The organism is Vibrio sp. 10N.261.55.C5 (genome assembly GCF_041470505.1).
GTDB lineage: Bacteria > Pseudomonadota > Gammaproteobacteria > Enterobacterales > Vibrionaceae > Vibrio > Vibrio crassostreae_C.
Genome location: NZ_JBFRMS010000050.1, coordinates 120,780 through 133,813, shown reverse-complemented (window position 1 = coordinate 133,813; position 13,034 = coordinate 120,780). Strand labels below are relative to the sequence as shown.

The following is a 13,034-nucleotide window of genomic DNA, read 5'->3' as shown; positions in this document are numbered from 1 at the left end:
TTAATTACGCAACAAAGCCCGCTTATGCCGCTGAAGACTCAATACCAACACCTGAATCGATTACATCTGCACAAGTACTCAGTGCACAAGGCTCAGAGACCTATTCATATGTTAGATGTTGGTATCGAACCGATGCATCGCACGACTCTGCAGCCACCGATTGGAAATGGGCGAAAAAAGAAAACGGCGACGATTACACGATCAACGGATATTGGTGGTCTTCCGTTTCTTTCAAAAACATGTTCTACAGTGATGCCCCACAATCTGAAATCAAACAGCGTTGCGAACAGACTCTCGGCATCCAACATGACGCCGCTGACATTACCTACTTTGCCGCAGACAATCGCTTCTCTTACAATCACTCCATCTGGACCAACGATAACGCTGTGCAAGCCAATACCATTAATCGCATTGTCACTTTTGGTGATAGCCTCTCTGACACTGGGAACCTATTTAATGGCTCTCAATGGGTTTTCCCAAATGCAAACTCATGGTTTCTAGGGCACTTTTCGAATGGTTTAGTCTGGACGGAGTATTTAGCAAAAGCGAAAGATGTCCCTCTGTATAACTGGGCTGTGGGTGGCGCCGCAGGTACCAACCAATACGTGGCATTGACTGGTGTATATGATCAAGTCACCTCTTATCTGACCTACATGAAAGTCGCCAAAAACTATCGTCCGGAAAACTCACTGTTTACTTTAGAGTTTGGCCTCAATGACTTCATGAATTACAACCGAGAAGTCGCCGATGTAAAGGCTGACTTTAGCAGCGCGCTGATCCGCTTAACAGAATCTGGTGCGAACAATATCCTGCTGTTCACCTTACCCGATGCAACCAAAGCCCCTCAATTCAAATACTCTACCGAACAAGAGATAATAAAAGTTCGTGGCAAGATCTTAGAATTCAACCAGTTCATCAAAGCTCAAGCCGAGTATTACCAAGGTATAGGGAAAAACGTGGTGTTGTTCGATGCAAGTGCGTTGTTCGCCAGCATTACCGATAACCCAGAACAACATGGCTTTCGAAACGCGAGTGATGCTTGTCTTAATATCAATCGAAGCTCAGCCGCGGACTATTTAAGAAGCCACAGCTTAACTAATGATTGTGCGACCTATGGTTCAGACAGTTATGTATTTTGGGGCGTGACACACCCAACTACAGCTACTCATAAATACATTGCCGACCATATCTTAGCTTTTTCTTTCTCGACTTTTGATTTCTAAAGCCTTTAGAGTAACTCCGTAACCTTAGGCAGCACCTCTTAGGCACAAAAGTCAGATACAAAAAAACCGCCTAATATTGGCGGTTTTTATTTATGTCAGTTTTACTAGCAAACGCTTTAAAACTGGCTGGTGATTACTCGTCGTCCACTTTTGGTGCGACTTTCTTCTTAGGGATAAACACGGTATCACCCACGGCCACATTTTGGTGGAAGCTCTTATCGCGCTTAACTGGTTTCTTCGGCGTTTTCTTCGCTTGAGTGTTGGTCTTCTTCTTAGCAGGACCGCCTTTAGCAAACGCAGGTTTACGTGGCTTAATGCCTTTGAATTTACCTTTTAGGCCTTCAAGTACAGAGAAGGTCAAATCTTGTTGAAGGTAAAGTTCAACACGCTTGAAGCTGTCCCAGTCTTTTGGACCAACCAAAGAAATCGCATCGCCTTTGTTACCCGCACGGCCAGTACGACCTACACGGTGCACGTACTCTTCCGTATGCTTAGGCATATCAAAGTTGATAACGTGGCTCACGTTTGGAATATCAATACCACGTGAAGCAACATCGGTAGTTACCAAGATCTTGTAAACCGCACGCTCGAACTGGCTCATAATAGCATTACGTTGCGTTTGGTTTAGGTTACCACTCAGTGCTACCGCTTTAAGCTTCTTCTCGTTCAACTTATCTGTTAAACGGTCAGTATCAGCGCGTGTTGCTGTGAAGATCATTACCTGACGGTATTCAGCTTCTTCCAGTACACGGTCTAAAATCGCTTCTTTGTGATCTAGGTGATCACATAAGTAGAATTTCTGTGTGATATCTAAGTGTTGCTCGTTAGAAACACCAACAGAGATACGCTTAGGTGCGTCTAGCATTTCATTTGCAATGCCATTTACTTCAGCGTGATCTAACGTTGCAGAGAACATCAACGTTTGACGACGACGGTGTTTAGCTGCATTGGCAATGCGACGAAGTTCTGGAGCGAAACCCAGATCAAGCATACGGTCCGCTTCATCAAGGATTAGCGTTTCAACACCATCTAGGAACAATGAACGATGTTCTAGGTGGTCAGCAAGACGGCCTGGAGTCGCAACGATAAAACGAGGGTACTTACGCAGTGCTTTAACTTGGTCGTTAAAGTTCTCACCACCTAAGATAAGCGCCGCTTCATAAGACAGACCACCAAGCATGCTACGCAGTTCGCCGTAAACTTGCTTCGCTAGCTCACGAGTAGGAGCCAAAATTACACCACGAGGATCTTTAGCAGAAAACGCTTTTGTTTTTAATGCTTTATGTATCATTGGCAACACAAACGCCAATGTTTTTCCTGATCCCGTTTTTGATGAAGCCAATAGATCCTTACCAGCAATAGCAACAGGGATCGCTTTTGATTGGATCTCTGTCGCCTTCTTGAAGTCGTAATGTTTTAAGTTCTTCAGTAAGCGGTTATCTAAGCCTAAATCTTTAAAGTGCAAAGGACTCTCCAGTCATGATGGTATTGAATAAAATTAATTTAACGTGACATGATACCGCGAAAGTACTTTATAAGGATAGAGATCACAGTAAATTTATCCCTTTATCTATCTTTAGCTAGAACAACGTATGCATTGCTAGCAAAGGGATAGCTCTCCAAAAACACCTTCAAGTCGTCTCTAAATCCTTCATCTCATAAATGAGACACAACGTGATACTTAGCTAATTAACTCAAAAATTTAGCAATTTCTTTAGTTATTGTTTTTGCAGTTAAAAAATTAGTCGCTACAATCATTAATGAAGCGACTATATGATAAAGAATGTATAGCGCATCTTTTGATGATAAATAAGCAAGGAGTTCTTATGAATAAGACGTTAATCGCAGCTGCAGCATCAGTTTTCATTTTAGCCGGTTGTTCTTCAGAACCAGAAGAAGCTGCAGTGTCAGAAATGGATCAACTAACTAACCAAGTGGCTCAACTTACAAGCGAAGTTGAAGCACTTAAGAGTGACAAAGCAGCCGCAGAAATGAAGGCTCAAGAAGCAGAAGCAGCCGCTATGGCAGCGAAAGAAGAAGCGGATCGTGCTAACGAACGCATCGACAACATCGCTGAGTCTTACACTAAGTAGTTTGAGATCTAATCGCGATTAAGCTGTAGATTATAAGTCGCAAAAAGCAGTATATAGACAGCACCACTTCTTATCGGATGTGGTGCTTTTTTTGGGTGACACTAATGCGAGTAAACAAGATAAAACCGCCCCTTGTTGCAGAAGAGGCAATCGAATTAAAACTCAATCACAGGTGGTGCTATCTCTACAGGTACGCCGTTTTGAGCAAAGATAACCGCTTTCGCCTTTGAATTTGGCAGTTCTGCGTCTTCAAGCCACCATTTTAGTTCCACAGGGATCTGTAATGATTTCTTTGAACCATCACTTCGAGTTAATGGCTCGTGCGCTTCTACAAACACACTTCTATCAGGCTCTAATGACACCTTAATCGGCTCATTGATAATGGTGACCTGTTCACCACGGTTCACTTGCTCAAACAGCCACTCAATGTCTTTAGGTTCCATTCGGATACAACCAGAGCTAACTCGTAAACCTATCCCGAAATCCTTGTTTGTACCATGGATCAAATAGTCGCCAGCGCCATAAGCAAGCCTCAAAGCGTACTCTCCCAATGGATTTTCCGGCCCGGCAGGAACCACTCTCGGTAATTCAATGCCCTTTTCAAGATACTCGTTGCGGATTGAATTTGGTGGCGTCCATGTTGGATTCGGTCTTTTTTGGCTTATCTTGGTGATCATCTCGGGAGTATCACGCCCCACTCGACCGATGCCGACAGGGAAAACATGCACCTGATTTTTCTCAGGCTCAAAGTAATACAACCTTAACTCAGCAAGATTGATGACAATCCCCTTTCTTGGGGTGTCAGGCAAAATCAAGCGGCTTGGAATGCTTAACACATAGCCTTCCGCGGGAAGAAAAGGATCCACCCCTTTGTTGGCTGCCATTAAAGAGAGAAAACCAATATCGTATTGCTTGGCAATGATGGCCAAGGTTTCGCCCGCCGCCACTTCATGCTGCTGGATTCTGCCCACAATGCGGCTTTCCGCTGGTGGCAATTCAAAGGTTGCAGCAGACACCCACGATGAAGCTATCCCGCTGGCAAGCAAAGTAGTTCTTACAACAAGCGACGCCGCCCTGTGGAGTCGTGTTTTCATTGACTGCAAAGGCGTCGAGTTAACGCAATACGACATACAAATCCTTGGTTTGTCTTTTATCAAAGTTTAGATTATCTCTGATCAAACGTCTCTACAACGTATTGTTGTCTCGAAACTAATAGACAACAAGTTTATATGTAAGCCTTTTCTTCTCATTCACTTGCAATTTACCCATACAAAATCGATTGCCTTTACGCTTTCAACATATTTAGTTATCAATATTAATAAAACTATAATGGCAGACCTATTTTGTGACTAAAGTCTCATGGAGCCACGTTCTAACTCGCTAATATTGCCTCAACAAAACGAATTCAATTCAACAGAATCGGTAATTGATTAAATCCTGTTCCTATAATTACCGTTTAAACTTTGGAGAACGACCATGGCTACACCTCATATTAATGCTCAAGCTGGTGATTTCGCAGAAACAGTACTTATGCCGGGCGACCCGCTTCGCGCAAAATACATTGCAGAAACATTCCTTGATGACGTGAAGCAAGTTTGTGACGTTCGCAACATGTTTGGCTACACAGGCACTTACAAAGGTAAGAAAGTTTCTGTAATGGGCCACGGTATGGGTATCCCATCATGCTGCATCTACGTACACGAGCTAATCGCTGAGTTCGGCGTGAAAAACGTTATTCGTGTAGGTAGCTGTGGCGCGGTACGTGACGACGTTAAACTAATGGACGTTGTTATCGGCATGGGTGCATCTACTGACTCAAAAGTAAACCGCATTCGTTTCAACAACCACGACTTCGCTGCTATCGCTGATTTCGGTCTTCTAGAAGAAGCAGTAAACCAAGCTCGTGCACAAGAAGTTCCAGTTAAAGTTGGTAACGTATTCTCTGCAGACCTTTTCTACACTCCAGAAGCTGACCTTTTCGAAAAAATGGAAAAGCTAGGCATCCTAGGTGTTGATATGGAAGCGGCTGGTATCTACGGCGTTGCTGCAGACCTTGGTGCTAAAGCACTAACTATCCTAACAGTATCTGACCACATCATCCGTGGTGAAAAACTAAGTTCTGAAGAGCGTCAAAAGTCTTTCAACGACATGATGAAAGTTGCTCTAGAGACAGCAATCAACATCTAACGATTTGATAAAAGATACATTGAAAAGCGTTACCCCGCAGCCAGGCTCGCTTGGCTGCTCAAATAATCCCGAGGGGGAGATCGTGTCTAACGACAAGCTGCCAAAAGATGCGGATGGTTTGCAACTCAACTTTTGTAAAACATTGGCGTGTGACAACTTTGGCTTGAGCGATGCAAAACGGTATGTTTTGCAACACGCGAACCCTAAGCGTCCAGCGATGGTTTGTCGTGAATGTGGAGCTTTCCCCCCCTTACTTAACAATCGTGAAGTGTTAAGCGAACTTCATCGCCTAAGACAACTTCACAGCGACGGGCTCCCTGCTTGTCGTAATGATGATTGCGATAACTTCGGCTTATCGGTTCATACCCATAAACATCTTTATCATGCCTTCGGCTACAGTGGCGACAGGCAGCGTTATCGATGCAAAGACTGCCAAACAACCTTCGTTGATAAATGGTCTGGATCCAATAAAAAACTCCAATTTCAAGAGAACCTCATGGGCTTACTGTTCATGGGCTATTCCGTACGTGAAATCTGCCGAAAATTAGAGATCAACCCAAAGACTTTCTATGATCATGTTGACCATATCGCGAGCCGTTGTCGTCGTAAATTAGCGATGATCGATGCTCGATGGGTTAACCATGCGAAAGATTACGAGTTCGCATCTCACTACCAGCGTCTGCAACCACAAAGTAACAACGGTGTGGTGTGGATAGCGACGGGCGAGGCGCATTCTGGCTATATACTTTGCCAACACGTTAACTACTCTCAAAATGAAGAACCATCAGGAAACGTCGACCATAACCCTTATGATGATGTGGCACGATTTGTATCCAAAGAGCACTCTTCAGAAGCAAATCTCGAACTGCCTCAGCCCTCTGACAAACTAAAAGAGCGCATTGAACAGCAGTACCAAGTGATTCTTGCGAGAGGTAACGTTGAGGACCCTATGGGTAACCTCACCACATTTAGTTACCCTTCAAAAGGCGCTCTCATTCGACCGCCTTATACCTCTTATGCTCACTTCTTACATGTGTTGGATATGTGTAACGAAGACAAGCATGTCGCCATCTATATGCCACAAGATCCATTACTAAGATCTGCCGCTTTAAGTGTATGTTTGCCGCGCATTCAGAGTCAAAATATTGACCTCATGTATGTCGAAGAAGATTCAGGCTGGCAAGACGACCAAAGTTTTGAAAAGATCGACATCGTTCACATGAGTTGGTGGCGAGATCGCTGGGCTATTGCCAATCAGGGTGATAACCAGAAAGGTATCTGCTACCTAACCGGTAACAATCCAGAACCAAAACAGTGGTTTAACACAGCCTCAATTCAACAAACTAAGTTCTATCAACAGCGCTTTCAGTTGTTATTTGATAGCTTTATTAATGAGCCCAGACGTAAGCTTCGTCCTGGGGGCATTCTTCCATTGCTCGACATATTTAGAGCTTGGCACAATCTGTGCTACCAAGATAAGCAAGGGCTCACGGCAGCACAACGCTTAGGCGTAGGGGAGCTGCCATTAACTCTAAAGCAACTACTTTCATAGCAACAAAGCCTCTAGGTAATTATTCGGGAACTCATTGATTTTAAAGCGACAACATGAGGTAACGCCCATAATTAGAAAAGATCGATGTTCCTTTGACGCTCTACGAAAGATAATTGGTGCTTATCTCAAATTACACTCTTATAATGATTGTGTTATCAATATGTTCGATAATCATGGATGTAAGTCTTGGACAAAAATCAGTACCTTCTTGAAACAGAATTAGAAAAACTCAAAACTCGTGTCGACTCTGAGCCATCGGTGATCCTAGAGATTGCCCAACAGTGCCTAGTCCGATCAGAGCAAGTTCTGTTTGAAGAGGGTGCCATCCAGTCATTAATGTTAATGGCAAGATGTAGCTGGAACCTGATGGATTACCAAAAAGGTTTAAAATACATCAAGGAAGCCTACAAGCGCCAAAGCCGATTAGATACCGATCTTTTTCTGCCCGAAATCCTCCATTTACACGCGCTCCAGTTCTGGGGACAAGCCAAGTACTATTCCGCCCAACAGTTCTGGATCAATGCTTTAGAGCAGTCCGCGTTGGTTGATGAAGTCGAAATTCAAATTGAATGCCTCATTGGCCTTGGCAATATTTGGCGGATGACCCACGAATATAAACTTGCACGTTCTACCCACCAGCTTGCCGTTAAAGTTGCTAACAACAGCCGCATTGGTTGGTTAGAGGGTAAAGCCAGAATACTGCTTGCGTGGGATTACTACCTGCTCAACAACTATGTTGAAATGCTGTCGGTATTGGACGGTGCAGAAGAAGCATTAAAAGACCATAAAGATAACACTTGGCATGCAGAGGTATGGGACTTTCGAGGCCTTGCCCTACTTGGTCTTGAACGCTTAGATGACGCGGAGCGCGCCACGGCCAAAGCGCACAATCTGGCAGTTGAACACAACCTAGTTTGGATGAAGGCGCACTCATACATCAGCCGAGCTAGATTGGAGCTCCTGAGAAAAAGACCAGAACAAGCGGCGGAATTACTGAGGCTCGCAGAACAATCCGCAAACGAGTTCGATAATGGCGAGTTGCTGAGCCAAATCTGTTACCAACAATCCTTGGTGGCGGAAGAAAACCAAGACTTCCAAGCCGCGCTCGTCGCCTTTAAAAAGTACCGTCAATATTCTATCGGCATGCTCAAAGAGCAAACGACACGTGTCGGTTTGGACAAAGCACGCAGTTCAAAACGCCAACTTGAACAGAGAGCACGAAAACTGATTAATCGTATTCGCGGTCAGCACGAGTACGATCCTGAAAAGCACCTCTCTTACGTTGTCTCTGAAACCTTTTGGTGGGAAAAGTTGGTGCTGTTCAAGACAGAGCTTAAACGTTCAAACCACAGCATCATTATGTTCCATCATGTCGATACTGATTACTTAGATGTCTGTACCGAGATTGCTCATGCTTTATGTAACCAGAATGACTTCATCGCAAGGCTAAGTTCTGAACGTGTGGCCCTTATGCTTTCCGAAAAAGGCGAAGCCGCAGAGCAAACCTTCCAAACTCTCAGCACCATGCTTGATATCTATCCATGGCATAGAAAAGGACTAAAGGGTTCGAAACCGACCGTCAGCCTCAATGATATTTTGACGTTCCCGTTCACGCTTGAACAACTCGAAGAAGACGATGCTGAGGTAATAGAATAATGGAAACTCTATTAAGCAAGATCACAGACGCCGGTTTAGACCCTTCATCAGTATCAGGTGAAGAAGCGATCATCTTCTGGAACCACATTCGTCAGCACGTTTCGACAACGCAAACAGAGCAAGCGCACTGCTATATCATTAGCTCTGAATACCGTGCCGAGTTACAACAAAATCAAACCAGTATCGAAGAGTTGAGACGAGCACTCGATCTGCTCCACCTTCCTGCCGATATCGAAGATATTCTGACAGTCAAAACCAGTTTAAGTGACCGCTTAGTTGAAACTGGTGATTACACCTCAGCACTCAATGAATTCGTCAGTTCATCGACTATCGCGGTTGAACACGGTCATATCGATGAGTATGTATTAGCTATTTTAGGCATGGGCAACCTGTGTGATTCCTATGGCGATCACAACAGAGCACTTCGTTACTACCAAAAAATCAGCAGCATAGACCATGCGATAAGCAGTCGCTCACTTCGCCTCAAATTCAAGCTGCATATGGTAGCAAGCCTACTTCTACTCAATCGCATTACAGCAGCCAGCGATTTACTGAATGAGTGCGAAGAACTGAGTATTTTGGTCAGTGACAAGTTGCTCACAGCTCAAATACTGCTTTACCAAGCAAAGGTGCTGCGCGCTAAGAAAAAACACCATGAAGCGCTACGCTGTCTGTCTAAGGTTCAATACCCAGCCAACAGCACTCAAGCAAGCTGGCTTGCAACCATGACTCGTCTAGAGCTCTCACATTGCCTAAGTGCAACCGGCAAGCAAGACTACGCGAGCATGATTTTGTCGAGCACAGACAAACGCGTGAAAGCCTACTCGTCGCCAGTACTTGCAAAACGATTCTACGATTCGCTGAGTGATGTGTGTATGAATCAAGGGCGTTTTCAAGAAGCGCTAAGCTATGAGAAAAAAGGCTACCGAATTCAAACCGATCTGATGAAGCAGATCCCGATCAGTGAACTCGGTGCAAGCCAGCTACGCCGACTGTCTCGTTTTGAGTTACAACTCAAACTCATTCTCTCTGAACAAGAGAACAAAGAGCTCAAAGAGACAACCGAACAACACAAGAATGCGGTGGCTCAGCTTCAACAAGACGTATTCACAGATCCATTAACAGGGTTGCACAACCGCCGCTGGTTAGATGTGAAACTGAAAGACATGCTGCTGCACGATACCTCTTTCGCGCTGATGGTTATTGATATTGACCACTTCAAGTCTATCAATGATGAATTAAGCCACTTAGTGGGTGATAAAGCGATTGTCAGCGTTTCTCAAGAGTTACGTTCATACTTTAAGTTTAGAGGCGCGTCATGTGTCAGGTTTGGCGGGGAAGAGTTCCTAGTCATCCTTGAAAACACTGACCTTGCGAAAGCAGAAATGCACTCTGAAAATTATCGAGAGCGCATCTTCCAATTCGGATGGCATGAAATACTTGGGGAGCGTGGTTTGACCGTGAGTATTGGTATCACTTTGCATCGTGACGGAGAGAATACTCAACGCACCTTCTACCGTGCGGATAAAGCGCTATACCGAGCTAAAGCCAACGGCCGTAATCAAGTGTGTACAGAGTAGTGGCATATAGCTCTGTAGCTTAGGCCAACTGCTTATTGATAAAAGAACAGAGAAATACCAGCAAGGGCGGCAAGTGTGCCTATGATACTTTGCTTTGACACCTTCTCCCCTTTCAGCGCATAAATCACCAAAATAAAGACCGGGCTGGTCGCTATCAACGTTTGTGCAATCGCAGGGTTAGCATTCTTCAACGCCACTTGTTGAAGCCATAGAGCGAGAAACGTCCCGACAAAGATTGCTCCTAGTAACCACAGTTTATCGAGCTTGGTCATTTCCCATAAATCTCTTTTTATCGATGAATACGGCTTCTTTTCAACGAAAGGGATAATCAGCATCACAGCAAACACGCCAATCGTCAGGCGAATCAAAGCACCTAACAATGGTGGAATATCACCCGCCACTAACGCGTAATGAGAAATAACCACACCAGATGCCTGACAGACACTCGCCACAAGCCCATAACCAATGCCACCCCACTGCGCTTTGTTATTCGATTCACCGCTCGCCGATTTTGATGGCTGGAAGACAACGAAGGTCACCGCTAGTGTTGTAATCACGACACCGAGCCAACTTTGCACTGTCAATACAGCGCCCAAGAACATTAATGCCAGCACACCAGAAAGAGGCGGGGCTAAAGATTCCAGTAACAGCGTCTTATTGGCACCGATTCTTTTCAACGCCGCAAAATAGGCGCTATCTCCAATCGCAATGCCAATCACACCTGAAATTGCCAATATCAGAAAATGGTTGGTACTCAGTTCAAACTCCGGCATCGGAATAAGAGGCATCACCAGCAACATCATCCCTGACGCCACTACGCCCTTAACAATGTTAAATTGCATCGCAGAGAAGCGATGTCCAAATTGCCCATAGATCCATGTCGCACATGCCCACACAATTGCAGCGCCAATGGCCGCCAATTCACCTATATACATCCGTATTTGTCCCTTGTGGTTATGCCCGTCATTCAGAATCTTAACTGTCATCATTTCAGCTTAAATACCAACCAGAAAGCCGAAATAGCCTCTTCAAACGCGATGAGATTTCATAAGATTCATCAATGCTTTTATTCGCATTAGAAGCGACAACACATTATTTTCAACTCGGTAAATCATTTTTATAACAATTACTTGGATGATAGCGTAGTATATTTATAACTAATATCTAACATTACAAGGATCTGTTATGTTTTTAGACTACTTTGCGCTCGGCTTACTTATTTTCGTAGCATTAGTAATCTTTTACGGCATCATCGTTATTCACGATATTCCCTATGAAATTGCGAAAGAACGCAATCACCCTCATCAAGATGCTATTCACGTCTCAGGCTGGGTTAGCCTATTCACCTTACATACTATTTGGCCATTTCTTTGGATTTGGGCAACATTATGGCGCAAAGATCGTGGTTGGGGCTTCGCTAAATTAGAAGAAGAACAACACGATATTCATCATCGCGTCGATATTCTCATCGATCAAGTGAGTACTCTTCAGGAAGAAATCGCACAGCTCAAGCAAGCAGGTGCTGAGCAAAGCAGTCCAGAGAAAGAGACAAACAACGTTCAAGATCAGGAGGCTAAGTAATGGATTTACTGCTGATAATGACCTATGCGGCGCTTTGTATCACCATTTTCAAGGTGTTCAATATACCGCTCAATAAATGGACAGTACCTACTGCCGTACTTGGAGGTGTGATCATAGTAGGTACCCTAATTCTACTAATGAACTACAACCATCCATTTACACAAATCGGTAACCAAGTTTACTCAACAACGCCAGTCGTTTCAGGCGTTAGGGGTAAAGTTATCGAAGTGCCAGTAGAAGCAAACAAACCTCTGAAGCAAGGGGATATTCTTTTCAAAATAGACCCAGTTCCATTCGAAGCTGAAGTCGCAAGGTTAGAAGCCAAGGTAAAAGAAGCAAGCCAAGGTGCGCTTGGAATGGAATCTGAAGTGGTTGAAGCAGAGGCTGCAAAAATCAAAGCCATCGCGGAAAGAGATAAAGCCCAACGTGAGTTTTCTCGTTACAAGCGCGGTTACGACAGTGGCGCTTTTACCGAGCAACAATTGGATACTCGCAGACAAGCTTACAAAGCATCGGAAGCGGCCGTGAAAGTTGCAGATGCAAACCTAGAACAAACAAAGATCGCCTTGGACTCTGAAATAGGTGGCGAGAATACAGCGGTTTTAAGCTTATTGGCTGAATTACGTAAAGCTCAGTTTGATTTAGAACAAACCGTGGTTCGAGCTCCCACTGACGGATACGTTACGCAACTAGCATTACGCCCAGGTGTAATGGCAGTTCCACTTCCTTTAGCTCCGGTAATGACGTTTGTTCACACAGAAGAACAATTCTATACCGCTGCGTTCAGACAAAACTCCTTACAACGCCTGCAACCGGGTTACGAAGCTGAGTTCTTGTTTAGAGCATTGCCAGGGAAGATATTCAAAGGACGTATTGATGAAGTGATTCCAGCTATTGGTGAGAGCCAATTCCAAGCTAGAGGCGCGCTTCTAGGTACTGATGCGTTGCGTACCAGTGGTCGTGTGTTTGTTAAATTGAGCATCACTGATGATCTGTCTGACTACCATTTACCTATGGGTACCGCGGTTGAAGTTGCCGTTTATTCTGACAGCTTCACTCACGTGTCTATCATGCGTAAGGTCCTTATTCGCATGAAGAGTTGGCAAAACTATCTATACCTAGACCACTAAACGGGCGTAGATATGTGACGAACCCGCTTAAC

11 protein-coding genes are annotated in these 13,034 nt (G+C 44.4%); 8 read left to right on the top strand and 3 right to left on the bottom strand.

Annotated features, from left to right (window positions below):
- Positions 1 to 1,223, top strand: a 1,223-nt coding sequence (locus AB4263_RS17970; protein ID WP_372098648.1) for an SGNH/GDSL hydrolase family protein, incomplete at its 5' end; no start/stop codon positions are given.
- A 133-nt stretch (positions 1,224 to 1,356) separates the two neighbouring features.
- Here the strand turns inward: AB4263_RS17970 and AB4263_RS17965 are convergent.
- Positions 1,357 to 2,688 (bottom strand): DEAD/DEAH box helicase, encoded by a 1,332-nt coding sequence (locus tag AB4263_RS17965; protein WP_017061883.1) that lies wholly within the window; start codon positions 2,686 to 2,688, stop codon positions 1,357 to 1,359.
- A 361-nt stretch (positions 2,689 to 3,049) separates the two neighbouring features.
- Between AB4263_RS17965 and AB4263_RS17960 the strand changes: the two genes are divergently transcribed.
- Positions 3,050 to 3,316 carry an Lpp/OprI family alanine-zipper lipoprotein gene (locus tag AB4263_RS17960; RefSeq protein WP_017061882.1) on the top strand — a complete coding sequence of 89 codons (267 nt, stop codon included), beginning with the start codon at positions 3,050 to 3,052 and terminating at the stop codon, positions 3,314 to 3,316.
- A 155-nt stretch (positions 3,317 to 3,471) separates the two neighbouring features.
- Here the strand turns inward: AB4263_RS17960 and AB4263_RS17955 are convergent, their stop codons facing one another.
- The gene (locus AB4263_RS17955; protein WP_372098647.1) at positions 3,472 to 4,446 is read right to left on the bottom strand and encodes a L,D-transpeptidase family protein; all 975 of its coding nucleotides are present in this window, start codon (positions 4,444 to 4,446) and stop codon (positions 3,472 to 3,474) included.
- 346 nt (positions 4,447 to 4,792) lie between these two features.
- Between AB4263_RS17955 and deoD the strand changes: the two genes are divergently transcribed.
- The 4 genes from deoD to AB4263_RS17935 all read left to right on the top strand — a co-directional run bounded on the left by deoD (position 4,793) and on the right by AB4263_RS17935 (position 10,291).
- The gene (deoD, locus tag AB4263_RS17950) at positions 4,793 to 5,503 is read left to right on the top strand and encodes a purine-nucleoside phosphorylase (RefSeq protein WP_017061880.1); all 711 of its coding nucleotides are present in this window, start codon (positions 4,793 to 4,795) and stop codon (positions 5,501 to 5,503) included.
- An 82-nt stretch (positions 5,504 to 5,585) separates the two neighbouring features.
- Positions 5,586 to 7,055, top strand: a complete 1,470-nt coding sequence (locus AB4263_RS17945) for a lactate dehydrogenase (protein WP_017061879.1) — start codon at positions 5,586 to 5,588, stop codon at positions 7,053 to 7,055.
- Between the two features lie 186 nt (positions 7,056 to 7,241).
- Entirely contained in the window at positions 7,242 to 8,711 is a 1,470-nt protein-coding gene (locus AB4263_RS17940) for a hypothetical protein (protein WP_017061878.1), read from the top strand.
- Positions 8,711 to 10,291 (top strand): diguanylate cyclase domain-containing protein, encoded by a 1,581-nt coding sequence (locus AB4263_RS17935; RefSeq protein ID WP_372098646.1) that lies wholly within the window; start codon positions 8,711 to 8,713, stop codon positions 10,289 to 10,291. The genes AB4263_RS17940 and AB4263_RS17935 overlap by 1 nt, the downstream gene beginning before the upstream one ends.
- Before the next feature lie 32 nt (positions 10,292 to 10,323).
- Here the strand turns inward: AB4263_RS17935 and AB4263_RS17930 are convergent, their stop codons facing one another.
- On the bottom strand, positions 10,324 to 11,226 hold the full coding sequence (locus AB4263_RS17930) for a DMT family transporter (protein ID WP_372098650.1): 903 nt from the start codon (positions 11,224 to 11,226) through the stop codon (positions 10,324 to 10,326).
- Positions 11,227 to 11,476: 250 nt separating this feature from the next.
- Here AB4263_RS17930 and AB4263_RS17925 point away from each other — a divergent pair, with 250 nt between their 5' ends.
- Positions 11,477 to 11,872 carry a DUF3302 domain-containing protein gene (locus AB4263_RS17925; RefSeq protein WP_017064245.1) on the top strand — a complete coding sequence of 132 codons (396 nt, stop codon included), beginning with the start codon at positions 11,477 to 11,479 and terminating at the stop codon, positions 11,870 to 11,872.
- Positions 11,872 to 13,002 (top strand): HlyD family secretion protein, encoded by a 1,131-nt coding sequence (locus tag AB4263_RS17920; RefSeq protein WP_017081388.1) that lies wholly within the window; start codon positions 11,872 to 11,874, stop codon positions 13,000 to 13,002. Before AB4263_RS17925 ends, AB4263_RS17920 begins: the two co-directional genes overlap by 1 nt.
- The last annotated feature ends 32 nt before the right edge of the window (positions 13,003 to 13,034 follow it).

Bases quoted from the DNA above. Each gene is read 5' to 3' on its own strand.
- AB4263_RS17955 (WP_372098647.1), bottom strand. From the start codon at position 4,446: ATGTCGTATTGCGTTAACTCGACGCCTTTGCAGTCAATGAAAACACGA.
- AB4263_RS17925 (WP_017064245.1), top strand. From the start codon at position 11,477: ATGTTTTTAGACTACTTTGCGCTCGGCTTACTTATTTTCGTAGCATTA.
- AB4263_RS17930 (WP_372098650.1), bottom strand. From the start codon at position 11,226: ATGTATATAGGTGAATTGGCGGCCATTGGCGCTGCAATTGTGTGGGCA.
- AB4263_RS17935 (WP_372098646.1), top strand. From the start codon at position 8,711: ATGGAAACTCTATTAAGCAAGATCACAGACGCCGGTTTAGACCCTTCA.
- AB4263_RS17960 (WP_017061882.1), top strand. From the start codon at position 3,050: ATGAATAAGACGTTAATCGCAGCTGCAGCATCAGTTTTCATTTTAGCC.
- AB4263_RS17920 (WP_017081388.1), top strand. From the start codon at position 11,872: ATGGATTTACTGCTGATAATGACCTATGCGGCGCTTTGTATCACCATT.
- deoD (WP_017061880.1), top strand. From the start codon at position 4,793: ATGGCTACACCTCATATTAATGCTCAAGCTGGTGATTTCGCAGAAACA.